The 18,191-nt window shown below is 65.7% G+C and carries 14 protein-coding genes; 7 read left to right on the plus strand and 7 right to left on the minus strand.

Annotated elements, in window-relative coordinates; genetic code table 11:
• Window positions 1–21: 21 nt before the first annotated feature.
• From purH to dsbD, 7 genes are all read right to left on the minus strand, one after another.
• Complete coding sequence (purH, locus tag C9F12_RS11770) at window positions 22–1,602, minus strand: bifunctional phosphoribosylaminoimidazolecarboxamide formyltransferase/IMP cyclohydrolase (protein ID WP_108448997.1); 1,581 nt, start codon at window positions 1,600–1,602, stop codon at window positions 22–24.
• A gap of 78 nt (window positions 1,603–1,680) precedes the next feature.
• Window positions 1,681–2,013 carry a DNA-binding transcriptional regulator Fis gene (gene fis / locus C9F12_RS11775; protein WP_045993973.1) on the minus strand — a complete coding sequence of 111 codons (333 nt, stop codon included), beginning with the start codon at window positions 2,011–2,013 and terminating at the stop codon, window positions 1,681–1,683.
• Window positions 2,010–3,077, minus strand: a complete 1,068-nt coding sequence (dusB, locus tag C9F12_RS11780) for a tRNA dihydrouridine synthase DusB (RefSeq protein ID WP_083970531.1) — start codon at window positions 3,075–3,077, stop codon at window positions 2,010–2,012. Before dusB ends, fis begins: the two co-directional genes overlap by 4 nt.
• Before the next feature lie 146 nt (window positions 3,078–3,223).
• A complete protein-coding gene (gene prmA, locus C9F12_RS11785) occupies window positions 3,224–4,141 on the minus strand; it encodes a 50S ribosomal protein L11 methyltransferase (RefSeq protein WP_108132870.1) in 918 nt (305 codons plus the stop codon).
• A gap of 86 nt (window positions 4,142–4,227) precedes the next feature.
• A complete protein-coding gene (gene accC, locus C9F12_RS11790; protein WP_045993975.1) occupies window positions 4,228–5,568 on the minus strand; it encodes an acetyl-CoA carboxylase biotin carboxylase subunit in 1,341 nt (446 codons plus the stop codon).
• A gap of 46 nt (window positions 5,569–5,614) precedes the next feature.
• Window positions 5,615–6,085: an acetyl-CoA carboxylase biotin carboxyl carrier protein gene (accB, locus tag C9F12_RS11795; RefSeq protein ID WP_045993976.1), complete on the minus strand. Its 471-nt coding sequence runs from the start codon at window positions 6,083–6,085 to the stop codon at window positions 5,615–5,617.
• 180 nt (window positions 6,086–6,265) lie between these two features.
• Window positions 6,266–8,185 carry a protein-disulfide reductase DsbD gene (gene dsbD / locus C9F12_RS11800; protein ID WP_045993977.1) on the minus strand — a complete coding sequence of 640 codons (1,920 nt, stop codon included), beginning with the start codon at window positions 8,183–8,185 and terminating at the stop codon, window positions 6,266–6,268.
• A gap of 217 nt (window positions 8,186–8,402) precedes the next feature.
• Between dsbD and C9F12_RS11805 the strand changes: the two genes are divergently transcribed.
• The 7 genes from C9F12_RS11805 (at window position 8,403) to neuB (ending at window position 18,166) form a co-directional block, all read left to right on the plus strand.
• The gene (locus C9F12_RS11805) at window positions 8,403–9,647 is read left to right on the plus strand and encodes a DUF2333 family protein (RefSeq protein ID WP_045993978.1); all 1,245 of its coding nucleotides are present in this window, start codon (window positions 8,403–8,405) and stop codon (window positions 9,645–9,647) included.
• 796 nt (window positions 9,648–10,443) lie between these two features.
• Window positions 10,444–11,616, plus strand: coding sequence for a polysaccharide export protein (locus C9F12_RS11815; protein ID WP_052704453.1), 1,173 nt, complete (start codon window positions 10,444–10,446; stop codon window positions 11,614–11,616).
• 3 nt (window positions 11,617–11,619) lie between these two features.
• Window positions 11,620–12,060, plus strand: a complete 441-nt coding sequence (locus tag C9F12_RS11820; RefSeq protein ID WP_045993980.1) for a low molecular weight protein-tyrosine-phosphatase — start codon at window positions 11,620–11,622, stop codon at window positions 12,058–12,060.
• Window positions 12,061–12,103: 43 nt separating this feature from the next.
• A complete protein-coding gene (locus C9F12_RS11825) occupies window positions 12,104–14,368 on the plus strand; it encodes a polysaccharide biosynthesis tyrosine autokinase (protein WP_108448999.1) in 2,265 nt (754 codons plus the stop codon).
• 32 nt (window positions 14,369–14,400) lie between these two features.
• Complete coding sequence (locus C9F12_RS11830; RefSeq protein WP_108449000.1) at window positions 14,401–16,209, plus strand: ABC transporter ATP-binding protein; 1,809 nt, start codon at window positions 14,401–14,403, stop codon at window positions 16,207–16,209.
• Between the two features lie 122 nt (window positions 16,210–16,331).
• Complete coding sequence (locus C9F12_RS11835; protein ID WP_108449001.1) at window positions 16,332–16,955, plus strand: NeuD/PglB/VioB family sugar acetyltransferase; 624 nt, start codon at window positions 16,332–16,334, stop codon at window positions 16,953–16,955.
• A gap of 146 nt (window positions 16,956–17,101) precedes the next feature.
• Complete coding sequence (gene neuB / locus C9F12_RS11840) at window positions 17,102–18,166, plus strand: N-acetylneuraminate synthase (protein ID WP_108449002.1); 1,065 nt, start codon at window positions 17,102–17,104, stop codon at window positions 18,164–18,166.
• Window positions 18,167–18,191: the final 25 nt, after the last annotated feature.

Below are 18,191 nucleotides of genomic sequence, written 5' to 3' on the forward strand. Positions count from 1 at the left end.
CCGTGCCGCCACGCGACCGCGTCAGTGGCGGAAGTGGCGCATACCGGTAAACACCATGGCGATGCCGGCCTCGTTGGCGGCGTCGATGACCTCCTGGTCACGCATGGAGCCGCCGGGCTGGATCACCGCGGTGATGCCGGCGCTGGCGGCGGCGTCGATGCCGTCACGGAAGGGGAAGAAGGCGTCGCTGGCCATCACCGAGCCGGGCACCGAGAGGCCTTCGTCGGAGGCCTTGATGCCGGCGATGCGGGCCGAGTAGACACGGCTCATCTGGCCGGCGCCGACGCCGATGGTCTGGCCTTCCTTGACGTAGACGATGGCGTTGGACTTGACGAACTTGGCGACCTTCCAGGCGAAGGCCAGGTCACGCATCTCCTGCTCCGAGGGCACGCGCTCGGAGACCACCGTCAGGTCGTCGCGGGTGACCGTGCCCAGATCGCGGTCCTGGACCAGCAGACCGCCGGTGACGCGCTTGAGGTCGTGGGCCGGTGCCATCTGGCCGGGCCAGTTGGCGCTGACGTCGAGCAGGCGCACGTTCTTCTTCTCGGCGACGATGGCCTGGGCCTCGTCGCTGACCCCGGGGGCGATGATCACCTCGACGAACTGACGATCGATGATGGCGCGGGCGGTGTCGGCGTCCAGCGGCACGTTGAAGGCGATGATGCCGCCAAAGGCGCTGGTGGGATCGGTGGCGAAGGCCTTGTCGTAGGCCGCAAGAGCGCTCTCGCCCACGGCCACGCCGCAGGGATTGGCGTGCTTGACGATGACACAGGCGGTGTCGTCGAAGCTCTTGACGCACTCGAGCGCGGCATCGGTGTCGGCCACGTTGTTGAACGACAGCGGCTTGCCCTGCAGGGTGACGGCGGTGGAGACGCTGGGTTCGCTGGCGCCTTCTTCCACGTAGAACGCCGCCTGCTGGTGGGGGTTCTCGCCGTAACGCATGGACTGCTTCTTGGTCAGCTGCAGGTTGTAGGTACGCGGGAAACCGTCCTCTGCGCCCTCGACCCGACGGCCAAGATAGTCGGCGATGGCACCGTCGTAGCCGGCGGTGTGTTCAAAGGCCTTGACCGCCAGGTCGAAGCGGGTGGCCTGGGCCAGCGCGCCGCCGTTGTCACGCATCTCTGCGATCACCCGGTCGTAGTCGTCGGCGTTGACCACGATGCTGGTGTAGGCATGATTCTTGGCGCAGGCGCGCACCATGGTGGGGCCGCCGATGTCGATGTTCTCGATGGCGTCTTCCAGGCTGCAGTCAGGACGCGCCACGGTGGCGGCAAAGGGGTAGAGGTTGACCACCACCATGTCGATGGGCGCGATGTCATGCTCGGCCATGACCTCGTCGTCCTGGCCGCGACGCCCGAGGATGCCGCCGTGGATCCTGGGGTGCAGGGTCTTGACACGGCCATCCATGATCTCGGGAAACCCGGTGTGCTCGGACACCTCGGTGACGGCGATGGCGTTGTCGGCCAGCAGGCGGTAGGTGCCGCCGGTGGACAGCAATTCGACGCCCATGTCGGCGAGGGCGCGGGCGAAGTCGACGATACCGGTCTTGTCCGACACGCTGATCAGGGCGCGACGAACGGCGAGAGAGGAGGGCTGGGCCATGGGGATGTCTCTGTTGCGAAGGGAAGCGAAGGGCGCCTTGGCGCAGAAAAGGGAGCCGTGGGCTCCCTTGGGGTCGGGTCAGATCAGTTCGTAGTGCTTGAGCTTCTTGCGCAGGGTGCCACGGTTGAGTCCGAGCATCTCTGCGGCACGGGTCTGGTTGCCGTTGGTGTAGACGAGCACCGACGACAGCAGAGGCGCCTCGACCTCGGCCATCACCATGGCGTGGAGGTCGGTGACGGTGCCGCCGTCGAGATGGTCGAAGTAGCGTTCCATGGCGGCGAACACGGCCTCGCGCAGGGGACGTTCGTCACTGGCCTGCGGTGCGGAGGGTGCCAGGCCGTCGAGGCCACGCTGAGAGGTGTCGAGTTTGGAGGCGGACACCGACTGGTCGATGGGTTGCTGGCTGGTCATGCGGCACGGGTTCCATGGTGTGCCACGGCCCTGGCCACGCGCTCGGGGGCGCTGGCGGGGTCGTGACGAAAGAGTTCGTCGATAAAGTCGCGCTGGGCCTGGGTCGAGGTCAGGCCGTTGAAGGTGGCCTTGAGCTGGCGACGGCCATCATCGTCGAGGCGTCGATCGCTGGACAGGTACCAACCCAGATGCTTGCGCGCGATGCGCACGCCCATATGGTCACCGTAGAAGGCGTGCAGGGCATCGAGGTGAGAGCCGAGGACGTCGCGTCGTTCCGCGTCGGAAGGCGCCGGCAGGATTTCGCCATGGCGCAGATAGTGGCTGATCTCGCGGAAGATCCAGGGGTTGCCCTGGGCGCCTCGACCCACCATCACCGCATCCGCACCAGTATAGTCGAGTACGCGCCGAGCCTTTTCGGGAGACGTGATATCGCCGTTGGCAAAGACCGGGATGCTGACCCTTGATGCCACCTCGGCGATGGTCTCGTACTCGGCTTCGCCCTGATAGCGTTGCTGGCGATGACGGCCGTGGACGGCCAGCGCCTGGATACCGGCATCTTCCGCCAGCCGGGCGATGCGCACCGCGTTGTTGGATTCGGCGCACCAGCCGGTGCGGATCTTCAGGGTCACCGGCACGTCGACGGCGGCCACCACCGCATCGAGGATCTCCGCCACCAGCGCCTCGTCCCGCAGCAGGGCAGAGCCCGCGGCCTTGTTGCAGACCTTCTTGGCCGGACAGCCCATGTTGATGTCGATGATCTCGGCGCCCTGTTCGGCGTTGAGGCGGGCGGCGGTGGCCAGCATCTCGGCGTCGCCGCCGGCGATCTGCACCGCCCTGGGGCCGGGTTCGCCCCGGTGGTCCATGCGCAGGCGCGACTTGCGGGTGTGCCACAGGCTGGGATCGGAGGTGACCATCTCGCCCACCACCAGTCCCGCGCCCAGGCGACGACAGAGCGCGCGGAAGGGGCGGTCGGTGACCCCGGCCATGGGCGCAAGGATCACCGGGCCGGCCAGCTGATGCGGGCCAATGCAGGTGGTGATGCCTGAATCTTGCTGTTGCACCATGGGGGATCTGGGATCGTGGTCTGACATGGGAGCTGCCGTCGTTCCGGGGCTGCATATCATACGCCTCGAAGCACCGTTGGTGAAGGCGTGTTCGAGACGTTTTAATGCGAAAGGCTGCCCGGTGACAGCCTCTCGTGGCGCGATGTTCAGTCCTTGGTGGGGCGCCGGCCGCTAAGCCGCACCCAGCCTTCACGGACTTCCGGCTCGTCCATGAAAAGTCCCTCGTGGCGGTAGGCGTCGATCACCTCGTCGGCCTGGGCCTCGAGGATGCCAGACAGCGCCAGGCGACCACCGTCGGCGACATGGCCGGCGATGGTCGGGGCCAGTTCCACCAGCGGACCGGCCAGGATATTGGCCACCACCAGGGTGAAGCGCTCCTCGCCCATCTGCTCCGGGTAGCGCAACGTCAGGCGCGACTCGTCGATGGCGTTGCGCTCGGCGTTGTCACGACTGGCGCTGAGCGCCTGCGGGTCGATGTCGGTGCCGATGGCTCGGGCGGCACCCAGCTTGAGTGCGGCGATGGCAAGGATGCCGGAGCCACAGCCGACGTCGAGCAGTTCGATGCCGTCGAGTTCGCCGTCGAGCGCCAGCCCATCGAGCCACTCGAGACACAGTGCGGTGGTGGGGTGGGTGCCGGTACCGAAGGCCAGGCCCGGGTCCAGATGCAGATTGACCGCGTCGTCCTCGGGCGGCTGGTGCCAGCTCGGCACGATCCACAGTCGCTGACCCATGCGCAGGGGCTCGAAGCTGTCCATCCACTCGCGCTCCCAGTCGCGGTCATCGATCAGCTCGTGCTCGATGACCGGGCAGGGCTCGCCGGGCAGGGATTCGGCCCAGGCGGCAGACAGCCGCTCGAGCATGTCCGCCAGACCGTCGAGGTCATCGTAGAGACCGGTGAGAATGGTCTGGTCCCACAGTGGGGTGGTGCCCCGGTCCGGCTCGAACACCGGATCGTCGTGGGCGTCCTGCAGGGTGATCGCGGTGGCGCCTTCGGCCAGCAGCAGTTCCTCCAGCAGTTCCGCCTGCTGTGGTGGGACCTCGGCCTTGAGTTGAAGCCAGGGCATGGCGGTATTCCTCTTCGGTCTGGTGCAACGTCAACGGGGCGGCCTGGGCCGCCCCGTTGTCACGCTCTTGGTGCAAAGCCGCCGTGCTACTGCGCGAGCTTCTTCTCGAGGTAGTGAATATTGACGCCACCCTGCTGGAAGTAGCCGTCGCGCACCAGGTCCTTGTGCAGGTCGGTGTTGGTCTTGATGCCTTCCACCAGCAGCTCGTCCAGGGCGTTGCGCATGCGCGTCAGCGAGGTCTCGCGGTCGGCGCCCCAGGTGATCAGCTTGCCGATCAGCGAGTCGTAGTGGGGCGGCACCGTGTAGCCGGTGTACAGGTGGGAGTCCATGCGCACGCCGAGACCACCCGGAGGATGGTACAGCGTGACCTTGCCCGGAGAAGGCATGAAGGTGCGAGGATCCTCGGCGTTGATGCGGCACTCGAAGGCGTGGCCGTTGAGCTCGACATCTTCCTGGCGGATCGACAGCGGCAGGCCGGAAGCGATGCGCAGCTGCTCGCGCACGATATCCACGCCGGTGACCATCTCGGTGACCGGGTGCTCCACCTGGACGCGGGTGTTCATCTCGATGAAGAAGAACTCACCGTCCTCGTAGAGGAACTCGAAGGTGCCGGCGCCGCGATAGCCGATTTCCACGCAGGCTTCGCGACAGGCTTCCAGCACCTTGGCGCGGGCGTCCGGATCCAGGCCCGGCGCGGGTGCTTCTTCCAGCACCTTCTGGTGGCGGCGCTGCAGCGAGCAGTCGCGGTCATACAGGTGGATGGCATTGCCCTGGCCGTCGGCCAGCACCTGAACCTCGACGTGACGAGGCTTCTCGAGGAACTTCTCCATGTACACGGTGCCGTCGCCGAAGGCCGAGTGGGCCTCGGTGCGGGTCACGGTGACCGCGGAGATCAGGTGGGCTTCGGTGTGCACCACGCGCATGCCACGTCCGCCGCCGCCGGCGGCGGCCTTGATGATCACCGGGTAGCCGATGCGCCGGGCGGTGGCCAGCAGCTCGCCTTCATCGTCGCCCAGCGGCCCGTCGGAGCCTGGCACCGTGGGCACGCCGGCCTTCTTCATCGCTTCGATGGCGCTGACCTTGTCGCCCATCAGGCGAATGGTCTCGGCGCGCGGGCCGATGAAGGTGAAGCCGGAACGCTCGACCTGCTCGGCGAAGTCGGCATTCTCGGAGAGGAAGCCGTAGCCGGGGTGGATGGCGCTGGCGTCGGTCACCTCGGCCGCGCTGATCAGCGAGGGGATATTGAGGTAGGACTGGGCCGAGGAAGCGGGGCCGATGCACACCGCCTCATCGGCGAGCCGCACGTGCATCAGTTCGCGGTCGGCCTTGGAGTGGACCGCAACCGTCTTGATCCCGAGCTCCTTGCAGGCCCGCAGGATGCGAAGAGCGATCTCGCCGCGGTTGGCGATAAGAACCTTGTCCAACATGGTGGTGTCCGCCGAAAGTGAATGATCAGGGAAGACGCAAGTCTTCTCAGGAGATGACAACCAGGGGCTGGTCGAACTCGACCGGCTCGCCGTCCTCGACCATGAAGGCCTCGATCACGCCGTCACGATCGGCTTCGATCTGGTTCATCATCTTCATCGCTTCGACGATGCAGATGGTGTCACCCTTGCGCACGCTGGCGCCGACTTCCACGAAAGGCTTGGCGCCGGGTGCCGGGGAGCGGTAGAAGGTGCCGACCATCGGCGAGACCACGGCCTGGCCCTGGTAGCTCGGGCCGCTGTCGGCGCTGGGTGCGGGAGCTTCGGCCGGGGCCTGGGCAGGTGCGGCCGCCGGTGCAGCGGGTGCGCCCCAGGGTTGGGCGGCGGGTGCCGGCTGCCAGCTGCCACCCTGCGGATGACGGCTGATGCGGACCGATTCTTCACCTTCCTGGATCTCGATTTCGCTGATGTTGGACTCTTCCAGCAGTTCAATCAGCTTCTTGACCTTACGAATATCCATGACGTTGTCTCGATCGTGTGAAGTGTCTACCGGGCGCTGTAAACCCGGTCCAAGTCGTTAGAGATCGCGGCAAGATGGCGGCTCTTGGCGTCTCTATCGTGTCAGAATTCAGAGTAGTGCGGAGTTTGCCGAAAATTGCGAAGGTTGTCCAGCGAGGCCGAACGCTGTTCGCTGTCACCTTCACCCGCTGGTGGTAGCCGCCTGGGCGCCGTCGAGGGCGCGGCTGACTGCGGCGATATGGCCGGCCAGGGCAGCGGCATCGAGTTCGCCCTGGATACGTGCCTGACGAAGCTCCTGGTCCCCGTCGAAGAACAGAAGACTCGGTGGGCCGAACAGACCCAGATGGTCGAGCACCTCACGACTCACGGCGTTGGTGTCGGTCACATCGACGTCGATCCAGCGGAAGCCGGCGAGGGCCTCGCGTACCCGGGGGTCGGGAAACACCTCGCGCTCCATCACCTTGCAGGAAATGCACCATTCGGCGGTGACGTTGACGAAGGCGGGGGTCGTGGACTCGGCCAGGGCCGCCTGAAGCTGGCCCAGGCTCTCGACGATGCGATCGGGATGGGCCGCCTCGATAGAGCTGCTCGTCGCGCTCATGGGGCCGGCGGCCAGGGGGCGAAGGGGATCGCCACCGCCACGGGCGGCGCCGATGACCAGCGCGATGCCCCACACCAGCAGCACGATACCGGCGCCCTGGCGGACCCGCGGCCAGCCCGGCGTACTCGCCAGATCGAGGGCGCCGAGGGCCAGCGCCGTGCCGATGGCCAGACCCGCCCACAAAAGAAGGGTGAGCGGGGCCGGGATCAAACGCTCGATCAGCCAGACTGCGACGCCCAGCAGCAGCACACCGAAGGCGATCTTGACCCCGTTCATCCAGGTGCCCGAGCGCGGCAGCAGGGTGGTGCCGAAGCCGCCGACCAGCAACAGCGGGACGCCCATGCCCAGCGCCAGGGCCAGCAGCGCCGCGCCACCGATGACGGCGTCACCGGTGGAGGAAATGAATACCAGGGCGCCGGCCAGCGGTGCCGACACGCAGGGCGAGACCACCAGCACCGACAGCGCGCCGGCCAGCGCCAGACCCAGGGGGCCGCTGCGCTGGGCGCGTGCCTGCCAGGCATCGATGCGTGAGCCAAGCCCCGAGGACAGGCGTAGATTGAAGACCCCGAACATGGCCAGTGCGAACAGGGTGAAGAGGGCGGCGAACACGATCAGTACCGGGGCCGACTGCAGGCGCGCCTGAAGGTTCAGCCCCGCGCCGAACAGCCCCATCAGCACGCCGACCAGGGCGTAGGTGGCGGCCATGCCGGCGACGTAGCTTGCCGAGAGCGCAAAGGCGCGGGGGCGGCTGGGGTTCTGACCGACGATGATCGACGACAGGATCGGAATCATCGGCAGCACGCAGGGGGTAAAGGTCAGCCCGAGGCCGGCCACAAAGAACAGTCCGAGCATCAACGGCAGGCTGGCGTCCTGCATCAGGGCGCGGAAGCGGCCGTCTTCGCTGAGCGGAGCTGCATCGACAGAGGCGGTAGGGAGGCTGCCCGCTTGCTGGCTCGTGGGCGGCTGTCCGGCGAGGTCCGCTGCGGTAGCCTGGGCTGTGTTGTCGTTGGCCGTCTGGCCGTCCTCCAGAGCGTCGGCAAAGGCGGCGGGGGGCTCACTCTGGGCGGCGGCCAGCTCAAGGCGTTCCGGGGGGTAGCACAGACCGGCGTCGGCGCAGCCCTGGAACGTCAGGGCGATGTCCAGTGGCCCCTGACGGGTGTCGGCCAGCGGGGCACTGAACACCACCTGATCGTAGAAGACGTTGACGTCGCCGAGAAATTCGTCGGTCTTGGCCTCCCCGGGCGGTAGCGACAGCTCACCCAGGGCGTCCGGTTCGCCTGGCAGTTCCAACGAGAAGCGGTGACGATAGAGATAGTAGCCGTCGGCATTCTGCATGCCGATATAGAGCCGATCGCCGTCGTGCCAGGCGCTGGCGGTAAAGGCCTCGTTCACCGGCAGAAACTCGGCGCTGCTCGACGACGAGGAAAAGAACTGGGCCTGGGCCACCCAGGGGGACAGCAGCAGACAGACGAACAGCAAGAGGCGTGTGGCGAAGAACACGTCGAATCCTTGTTGACGATGGGTGTGGAAGACGGGGCAAGGCGTGGCGGGATTCGCCTGCCGTGTCAGACCCCACTGTGTGACCGTGGAAGCGGGGCGGGGTTCCCGCGGACCCTGCGCTATGATCAGATGCAAGCGTATTCTACCACTGGCGCCGGCGCTTTCCCTCATTGGAGGCAGGGCTGGCCGGCCTTTGATGAACGACAAGGAGAGCGAAATGAGCAGTCGTCGACAGCGCGCCGAAAGGCGTCGTCAGGAGCTCGAGAACCCGCAGTACGGATGGATCTGGAAACCGCTCGCCGTGCTGCTGGTGCTTGCCGTGATGGTGGCGGTGGGGCTGGGGATCTGGTGGAGCCTGGCGCCGTCGCGCTTCGACGTGGAGACTGCCACCCAGGAGCAGCGCATCTCCGCGGCGCCGGCGGCCAGAGGCACCGTTACGGTCGCGACCCTGGCCACCCTGATCGATACCTTGCAGGACAAGCCCGGCGGGTACCTGCGAAATGACCTGATGCCGCCGGGACTGCTGCTCGACAATATGCCGTCCTGGGAAACTGGTGTGCTGGTTCAGGCGAGGCTGATGGCCGCCAGCCTGGCGGACTTCGACCCCGGCGCCGGTGAGTCGGTGAATACTCTGATCGCTGCCCTCGAACAGGACGCCGACGATTGGCTGGCCCCGTCCATGGAGGATCACCTGGCCCAGGCGGGGAACTCGGCCCGCGCCTATCTGGCGCGTTTCGACGATGGGGTCGGCGCGTCCTTCGTCGATCAGGGCCAGGGCCTGGCGCTCTATCTGGACGCGGTGCGCCAGCAGTTGGCCTCGTTGCGGGAGCGGCTGTCATCCACGGTCAGCGACAGCGAGCGCTTGAAGGAACTGGGTATCGAAGTGGCACAGGACAGTCGAGTGCCCTGGTACCGCGTCGACAACGTGTTCCACGAGACCCGCGGTCAGACCTGGGCGCTGGGACACCTGCTCGAGGCGCTCGAGCGTGACCAGGCGGATCTGATCGCAAGCGCGGGCCTCGGCGACAGCTACGCCCGTGCGCTGGCCGAGATCGAGCGTATGCAACGTCAGTTCTGGAGCCCGGTGGTGCTGCGCGGCAGTGGCCTCGGCATCTTCGCCAACTATCCGCTGACCATGGCCCATCATCTGAGCCGGCTCGACGGCGCCCTGGCGTCCCTGATCGATGGCCTGGGTGGCGCCGAAGCGGCCCCGGAAGCCGCGACGCCACCGGTGACCGAGGTGACCCGTAGCACCGACGATGAGGAGGCGGCGGAGTCAGCCGGCGTTGAGCAGAGTGATGAGAAGAGTGATGAGCAGGATGGCCAGCAGAGCGACGAGCAGAGTGACCAGCACAGCGACGAGCAGGGCGCTGAAGCCAATAGTGACGAGCAGGACGCCGACGCCAATAGCGGCGAGCAAGGATCCAACCAGCAGCAGCCTGGCGAGCAAAGCGCCGAGTAGCAAGAGCCGAGTCAAGAGCCCCGAGCCGTGAACGGGGCCCAATGACGGGGTGAGAGAGACCGGTTGCCGATTTTCTCCCTCGTCCTTGCCTGAATTTTCGCAAGCTACCATGCCCTCGTTGCCGGGGGCATTTTTTTCTCAGTTTGCTTCGTTCGCCCGGATACTTTTTGCCGCTCCGCGCTTTGGTAATTGGAGGCCTGGCGTCCCCCTGGCTGACGCGCCATGTCGCCAATGACTAGATGCGTCATCTCGGCGCATGAACCGAGGTTGCTGCAGCGATCACCTCGTCGTATCAGGAATCAGTGATCTGTCGCACTGCAATGGTGCGTCTGCGAAGGGCCCATGGTCGCGCTCTTTGCCCACATTCTCGATCCTGGTTTCTCAGTGCTTTTTTCGCACATTTCCAACCTTATGATTTGGCTAAAGAAAAACTTTCTCCACGGTAACTGTCCGCTGGCGCCCCCGACGTGTCCTCAAGGAACACGCAATTACAAGCGGAAACAGTCGCTCTCATGCTTCCGGGATACCGATATGGGGTTTGTCAGCCTGTGTACGCCAGGAATTTCGGACTGCCAGGACGGCGCGGCTATGCAATCGTACTGGCATAAATCGCAGTACCTGGCGGCCATCGAGTCTTCGAGCGTCGACGGGTGCTGCGGGCTGTCGGTGGTCGATCGTCTCGCAGAAGACGCAGCCTCGACGGTGACAATAACCATCTGTCTACGCGCAGGGCTTCAGGGATATGCCATCGATATCACCCTGGGGCGGTAGCGTGTCACACGCTCAGGGGGACGATATGGATAAGGTGAATCAGGCACACCAGTGGACAAGGGTCGTGGACGAGTCGCAACGATCGCCCGGCTGGCTGGCGGGTGCCGTCTTCGCAGTGCTGCTTGCGCTGACCGTGAGTGGTTGTGCCTATGCCCCTGGCGGGCATATCGACTACGAGACCGAGGCGCCGGACATCGATCATCTGGTCGACATCCAGGCCATCACCCCGGCATTGGTGGCGAACTTCCGCCAGAACGTCACCGGCGATATCGCCAGCACCATGCCTTCCTACCTCAAGGCCCAGTTGACGGACTACGAGTACCGTGTCGGGCCGGGTGATGTGCTCAACATCACCGTCTATGACCACCCCGAGCTGACCATCCCGGGGGGCGCCGAGCGCAGCCCCGAAGAGACCGGCAAGACGGTACAGCCCGATGGTCGCATCTATTTCCCCTATGTCGGACGTTTCCGAGTGGCCGGGCGGACGGTGGACCAGATACGCCGAACCCTCACCGGCATGTTGTCGAACTACATCACCGAGCCCCAGGTGGACGTCAACGTCGCCGCCTACCATTCCAAGAAGATCTACGTCAGTGGAGCGGTTGCCACCCCCGGCGCCCAGCCGATCACCACGGTCCCGCTGACCCTGGTCGATGCGGTCAGCCAGGCCGGGGGGCCATCGGAGACGGCCAACTGGCACGAGGTGGTACTCAATCGTGATGGCACCAGGGAGGTGCTGTCGCTGTACGCGCTGATGCGCCATGGTGACCAGACCCAGAACCGCCTGCTGCGCGATGGCGACGTGGTGCATATCCCGACCCTGGAGTCCGAGAACGTCGCGGTGCTGGGGCAGGTCAGGAATCCCGGCAATCTGGTGCTGGGCAACGAACGTATCACCCTGACCACCGCCCTGGCGCGAGCCGGCGGCGTCATCGAGACCACCGCCGAACCGTCGGGGATCTTCGTGATTCGTCCCAAGCCGCCGGGCGATGCCAAGCTTGCCACCGTCTATCAGCTTGATATCAGCAACGCCACCTCGCTGACCATGGGCACCCACTTCCCGCTGCAGCCCCAGGACGTGGTCTACGTGACGGCGGCCCCGCTGGCACGCTGGAACAACGTGATCAGTCTGCTGCTGCCGTCGGCACTGCTGCCCGGCACCATCGCCGACACCACTACCCGCATCGGCGAGATCTGATCGGTGCGTTTTGCCAGTGCGCTGGTGCTGTGTCGAGCGAACCTGTGTCGTAGTCCGCTCGGTGCGGCGCTGCTGCAGAGGCGGCTGCCCGCCATGGAGATTCAGTCTGCCGGGCTTTCTGCGGTGCGCGAAGGTGAAGCCGCGCCCGCAGAGGTGCAGGCGCTGGCCAGGGAAGCCGGGCTCGAGTTGAGCGCCCACCGCGCTCGGGTGGCAACGCCCGAGATGATCGCCAATCACGATCTGGTGCTGGTGATGAGTGCGTCCCAGCGCCAGGCGGTCAGCGAACTTGCGCCCTTTGCCACCGGCAAGACCCTGCTGTTTGCCCACTGGCTCGACGGGATCGATATCCCCGACCCCTACCGCAAGAGCCTGGACGCACACCGTCAGGTATTCGTGATGCTTTCCGATGCCGCCGACGCCTGGCACCGAAGGCTCGCGCCATGACCTCGTATCGCCGCGCTCGAGGCCACCGACAGGACCTGCCGTCATGACCCAAATGTCACGCTTGCCTTCCGCTCCCGGCCGCGAGGATATCGACCTCGGGCGCATCCTGGGGCTATTGCTCCGGCACAAGTGGTGGATCCTCGCCGTCACCCTGCTGTTCGGAGCGGCAGGTTATGTGTCCGCCTTGCTCAAGCCACCCATCTACGAGGGCGACGCCCTGGTGCACGTGGAGCGTCGGGCCTCGGTCAGTCCGCTGGGGGACCTGGCCACGGTGATGGGAGAAGAGGAGAACACCTCGGCAGAGGTGCAGATACTGCGGTCTCGCATGGTGCTGGGGCGGGTGGTTGACCGCCTCGCCCTCGACACCCAGGTGTCGCCACGCCGTCTGCCGCTGGTCGGTGACTATCTGGTGCGTGAAGGGGTGACCCGAGAGGACCTGGCTGAGCTGGGCTGGATGACTGCTCCGCTTGGATGGCTCGAGCGGTTGATGCCCGAGGCATGGGATCTGAGCCATCTGGTGTGGGCAGGGGAGTCGCTGCAACTGGCGCGCCTCGAGGTCGCTGACTCCTATCGCGGCGCGGCCTTCCGCCTGGTGGCAGGCCGCGATGCCGGCTATCAGCTATTTGGTCCTGACGGTGATCTGTTGGGTGTCGGTCGTGTCGGCGATACCGCAAGATTCGCCGGAGGCGATGTGGTGTTGAGCGTTCGCGAGATGACCGCAGCGCCAGGTGCAGAGTTCAGCCTGTCCAAGCGCCCCCAGGTGTCGGCCATCGATTCGCTGCTGGCTCGCTTGACGGTCACCGAGCAGGGCAGCGGCTCGAGCGCCAGCACCGGCATGTTGCGCCTGACCCTGACCGGCACCGACATCGATCGGGTGCGCGAGTCGCTGGATGTCCTGGCGGAAACCTTCCTGATGCAGAATGTCGAGCGGCAGTCGGCCCAGGCCGACCAGAGCCTGGCCTTTCTCGATGAGCAGGCGGTGGCATTGAAGGCCTCGCTGTCATCGGCGGAAGATCGGCTCAATGCCTATCGCGTCGAGGTGGACAGTATCGACCTGGACTCCGAGGCGGCCTCGGTGGTCGAGCAGTTGATCTCGGTGGAGGAACAGCTCAACACCCTGGATTTCCAGGAAGCCGAACTGGTCCAGAGGTTCACCCGCAATCACCCCACCTATCAGGCGTTGATGCGCCAGCGCGGCATCCTCAACCAGGAGAAGGCCCGACTGGAGGAGCGTGTCAGCGAGATGCCCGAGTCCCAGCAGGAAATCGTGCGCCTGACCCGGGACGTGGAGGTGACCCAGGCGATCTATGTCAATGTGCTTAATCGTGCGCAAGAGGTGGCGGTCGCCAAGGCCGGCACCATCGGCAATGTGCGGGTCATCGACGATGCGTACGTGGATGACGATCCGGTGGCACCCAACGCCGGCCTGATGATGGCCCTGGCCACCGTTATCGGTGCCTTTCTGGCGGTGGCGGTGGTACTGGTGCGTGGCATGCTCAATCGCGGCATCGAGAGCCCGGACCAGCTCGAGGACCTGGGGCTGCCGGTGTACGCCACGGTGCCGCTTTCCGAGTTTCAGCAGCGCCTGGTCAAGCGGGTCAAGTATCGCAGCGACCGGCGCAGTCAGCCGGTGATCAAGGGCCTGCTGGCCCTGACTCAACCGACCGACATGGCCATCGAGGCGTTGCGTGGCCTGCGCACCAGTCTGCACTTCGCGATGATGGAAGCGCCCAACAACTGCCTGATGATCACCGGCCCCAGCCCCGAGATCGGCAAGAGCTTCATCTCGCTGAATCTGGGCGTGATCTGTGCCCAGGCCGGTCAACGGGTCCTGGTCATCGACGCCGACATGCGCAAGGGACACCTGCACAGCGCCTTCGGCGCCAAGGCCGAAAGTGGCCTGTCGGACCTGTTGTCGGACAAGAGCGAGGTGGCCGAGGTCATCCGCCAGACCGAGGTGGAAGGCCTCGACTATCTGTCGCGAGGCGCATGCCCGCCCAATCCTTCGGAACTGCTGATGCGCGAGCGTTTCACCACGCTGATGGAGCAGTTCAGTCGCGACTACGATCTGGTGATCGTCGATACCCCGCCTGTGCTGGCGGTGACCGACGCCGCCATCGTCGGTAACCGGGTGGGCACCAGCCTGCTGGTGACGCGCTTCAAGCTCAACCCGGTCAAGGAGGTCAGGGTGGCGCTCAGGCGCCTGGAGACCTCCAACGTCAGGGTCAAGGGCTGCATCCTCAACGCCATGGACCCCAGCGCCAGGCATGGTTACGGCTATGGTCACTATGTCTATGCCTACCAGTAAGTACGGCAGCGGCGACAACCAGGGACGGTGAGATGCTGACTGATCTGCGCGAACTCTACGGCCTGCTGACTCACCACCAGCGCCGGCAACTGCTGCGGCTGCAGGTGCTGGTGGTGGCGATGGCGCTGTGCGAGCTGCTCAGCGTCGCCTCCATCGCGCCCTTCATGGCGGTAGTGGGCGATCTGGAGCGTCTTGGCGGGGACGGCGTGATGGGCGAGCTCTATCGGGCCAGCGGTGCCGACTCGCCGGAGCGCTTTCTTCTATGGCTTGGGCTGGGGGTGCTGGGCGCGTTGTCGGTCGCCGCGGTGGTGTCGATGGTGACGGTGTGGCGGCTGGCGGTCTACGGCGCCACCGTCGGGGCGGAGCTGGGTTCCCGACTGTTCGCCCACTACATGCACAAGGACTGGCTGTTCCACGCCGGAGGCAGCAGCAGCTATCTGACCAAGCAGATCGCTCAGGAGTGCCAGCGAGTCATGCTGGGCGTCATCGATCCGTTGATGCAGATGAATGCCAAGGTGGTGCTGGCGCTGTTCATGTCGCTGGCCATCCTGATCTACAACCCCGCGGTGGCGCTGTGCGCCATGGCGTTGTTCTCACTGGCCTACCTGCTGCTCTATCACACCGCCCGGCGTCGCCTGATGAGCAACGGCGAGGCGCTGTCGGCGGCCCAGGGCCAGCGCTTTCGGCTGATGGCCGAGGGATTCGGAGGGATCAAGGATCTGTTGCTGCTGGGGCGTCAGACCCAGCTGACCGAGCGTTTCGACCGGGCCAGTCGACGCTTTGCCCGGGCCCAGGGCACCAATCAGGCGCTCAAGCAGGCGCCGCGCTATGCGATGGAGGTGGTGGCCTTCGCCTCGGTGATCCTGCTGTTGTTCTACCTGCTCAAGACCCACCAGGGCGAGATGGCGTCGATGCTGCCGGTACTGGCGGTGTATGCCCTGGCGGGTTTCAAGCTGCTGCCGGCTTTTCAGCATATCTACGCCAGCGTCTCGAGCATCCGCGGGAACCTGCATGCGCTCGAGGAAATTCGCAATGACCTGCGGGCCAGCCATGCCCATGACCACCTTGAGCATGGCGGTGACTCGGCCCAGGGCGGCTCAGCCCTCAAGGCCCAGCGCGAGATTCGCCTCGAGGGGGTCAGCTTTCGCTATCCCGGTGCACGCTCTCCCGCGGTGGACGACGTCAGCCTGGTGATACCGGCCAATAGCGTGATCGGCCTGGTTGGCGCCTCCGGTTCCGGCAAGTCCACCCTGATCGATCTATTGCTGGGACTGATGCAGCCACAGCGAGGGCGCATCAGCGTGGACGGAAAGGTCATCGATGAGGCCAATCGTCGCCAGTGGCAGGACGCGCTGGGTTTCGTCTCCCAACAGCTCTATCTATGCGATGGCAGTATTCGCGACAACGTGGCTTTTGGACTGGCCCCCGAGTGCATCGACGACGACCGCGTCGAAAGGGCGCTTCGGCTCGCCCACCTGGCCGAGTTCGTGGCCGAGCTGCCTCAGGGCATCGAGACCCTGGTCGGCGAGCGGGGTGTCCAGCTCTCCGGGGGACAGCGCCAGCGCATTGGCATCGCTCGGGCGCTCTATCACGAGGCCGAGGTGCTGGTGCTGGATGAGGCGACCAGTGCCCTGGACGGCATCACCGAGCGGCTGATCATGGATGCGATCCACGACTTCGCCGGTCGCAAGACCATCGTGCTGGTCGCCCATCGACTGACCACCGTCATGGCCTGCGAGTGCATCTACATGATGGAGCGTGGACGCCTGGTGGATCAGGGCAGCTACCGGGAGCTGATGTCGCGCAACGAGGTGTTCAAGCGAATGGCGCAGAGCGCCTGAGACGGGACTCCGGTAAAGCGCGCAAATGAGGGCACGGGTGAAGCGACGGACGAAGCGCTGGCGAAGTGACGGACGGAGCGCTGGTAAACCGAACGCGCATCGATGAAGGGAGGCGGGCACCGATGAAGCAGTGCTTCGTGATCGGCGGCGGTGGCCATGCGCGGGTGCTGCTGCATGGACTGCGCGGGCTTGGCTGGCAGGTGGCCGGCTACGTGGCACAGGAGCCCTCGTCGGCCATGCCGGTCCCCTGGCTGGGGCAGGACCGTGGTCGACTGGCGTCGCCGGATGGCCTGCCAGGCGTCGCCTTCCTGGGAATCGGCATGGTCACCAGCGCGCCCTGGCGGCGCGCTCTGCTCGAAGCCTTCCTGGCGCAGGGATTCGACCTGCCACCGTTGATCACGCACAACGCCATGGTGCATGACGACGTGAAGCTGGGAGACGGCAGCGTGATACTGGATGGTGCCGTGGTGGTCACCGGCAGTCGTCTGGGACGAGGCTGTCTGATCAACACCCGGGCGGTGGTCGACCACGACTGCGTGCTGGGCGACAACGTCCACGTCGCCTGCGGTGCCACGCTCAGTGGCGGCGTCAGGCTAGGGGCGGACGTGATGATCGGCACTGGAGCCAACCTGATCCAGGGGGTCGAAGTGTGTGCGGGGGCGGTGATCGGCGCCGGTGCCACCGTGGTAGGGGACGTAACACGCCCTGGAGTGTATCTCGGGACGCCTGCGCGACGACGGCAATGAATGCGCCTGGCCGACGCGCATCACCACCAGACGTCACAGCGAAAAGCGCCAGAAGGCGAAAAAAAATTAAAGCAGGTCTACGCAAAAAGCAGGTCTACGCAAACAGGGAAGGCGCTTCTGCCAAGAGGCGCAAGCAGGGGACACGAATGAGTCATTCTGAGGTTGTCGAGACCAGGAGGGTGGCATCGAGCCGCGCCGAGTCACCAGGCGTACAGGTGATCGCCGAAGCCGGCGTCAATCACAATGGGTGCCTGGATACCGCCATGGCGCTGGTGGACGCGGCACGTGAGTGCGGCGCCGATGCCGTCAAGTTTCAGTGGTTCAAGGCGGAGCAACTGGTGACCGCCGACGCCGCCCAGGCAAGCTACCAGCGAAAGGCCTGCCCGGAGGACGGCTCCCAGTACGCCATGCTCAAGCGCCTGGAGCTCGGCCTTGACGATTTTCGGCGATTGGCCCAGTACAGCCGTGACAGTGGCATCGAATTCCTGGCCAGCCCCTTCGACGAGGATAGCGTCGAGTGGCTGGCGGCGCTGGACGTCGGTTGCTTCAAGGTGGCCTCCGGGGAGTTGACCAATCTGCCGCTGCTTTCACGTATCGGCGCCCAGGGCAAACCGGTGCTGTTGTCCACGGGCATGAGTTTCCTGGGGGAAATCGAAGCCGCCTTGGCGACCCTTTCGGCGGCGGGGGCCGGCGACGTTACGGTACTGCACTGCGTCAGTGAATACCCGGCGCCGGTGGATCAGATCAACCTCGCCGCCATGGACACCCTGGCCCAGGCCTTCGGATGCCCGGTCGGCTACTCCGATCATAGCGATGGCATCGATATCGCGCTGGCGGCGGTGGCGCGTGGGGCCGTGGTCATCGAAAAACACCTGACCCTGGATACCAGCATGGCGGGGCCGGACCATGCGGCCTCGCTGGATCCTCAGGCCTTCCTGGCGATGGTGACCGCCATTCGTCGTATCGAGCAGGCCCTCGGCGATGGTCGCAAGCGCCCGGCGCCCTGTGAGCAGCCCCAGCGGGAACTGGTGCGTCGCAGCGTGGTGGCCGGGCGTGACATCGACGCCGGCGAGGTGCTGGCGCACGCCGATTTGCTGCTCAAGCGGCCTGGCAGCGGTCTGCCGGCCGCCGCCCTGCCTCAGTTGATCGGTCGGGTGGCCAGACGCCGTATCGGTCGCGACGCCCTGCTGGACTGGGCGGATCTGACATGATGGCCTGGGCATGAGGGGGACTGGC

Origin of the sequence: Halomonas sp. BN3-1, assembly GCF_003056325.1 — a bacterium.
GTDB classification, from domain to species: domain Bacteria; phylum Pseudomonadota; class Gammaproteobacteria; order Pseudomonadales; family Halomonadaceae; genus Halomonas; species Halomonas litopenaei.

What these genes read in the sequence shown, in the direction of transcription:
- purH (WP_108448997.1), bottom strand. Translation starts at nt 1,602, where the DNA reads ATGGCCCAGCCCTCCTCTCTCGCCGTTCGTCGCGCCCTGATCAGCGTG.
- fis (WP_045993973.1), bottom strand. Translation starts at nt 2,013, where the DNA reads ATGACCAGCCAGCAACCCATCGACCAGTCGGTGTCCGCCTCCAAACTC.
- dusB (WP_083970531.1), bottom strand. Translation starts at nt 3,077, where the DNA reads ATGGTGCAACAGCAAGATTCAGGCATCACCACCTGCATTGGCCCGCAT.
- prmA (WP_108132870.1), bottom strand. Translation starts at nt 4,141, where the DNA reads ATGCCCTGGCTTCAACTCAAGGCCGAGGTCCCACCACAGCAGGCGGAA.
- accC (WP_045993975.1), bottom strand. Translation starts at nt 5,568, where the DNA reads ATGTTGGACAAGGTTCTTATCGCCAACCGCGGCGAGATCGCTCTTCGC.
- accB (WP_045993976.1), bottom strand. Translation starts at nt 6,085, where the DNA reads ATGGATATTCGTAAGGTCAAGAAGCTGATTGAACTGCTGGAAGAGTCC.
- C9F12_RS11805 (WP_045993978.1), top strand. Translation starts at nt 8,403, where the DNA reads ATGAGCAGTCGTCGACAGCGCGCCGAAAGGCGTCGTCAGGAGCTCGAG.
- C9F12_RS11815 (WP_052704453.1), top strand. Translation starts at nt 10,444, where the DNA reads ATGGATAAGGTGAATCAGGCACACCAGTGGACAAGGGTCGTGGACGAG.
- C9F12_RS11825 (WP_108448999.1), top strand. Translation starts at nt 12,104, where the DNA reads ATGACCCAAATGTCACGCTTGCCTTCCGCTCCCGGCCGCGAGGATATC.
- C9F12_RS11830 (WP_108449000.1), top strand. Translation starts at nt 14,401, where the DNA reads ATGCTGACTGATCTGCGCGAACTCTACGGCCTGCTGACTCACCACCAG.
- C9F12_RS11835 (WP_108449001.1), top strand. Translation starts at nt 16,332, where the DNA reads ATGAAGCAGTGCTTCGTGATCGGCGGCGGTGGCCATGCGCGGGTGCTG.
- neuB (WP_108449002.1), top strand. Translation starts at nt 17,102, where the DNA reads ATGAGTCATTCTGAGGTTGTCGAGACCAGGAGGGTGGCATCGAGCCGC.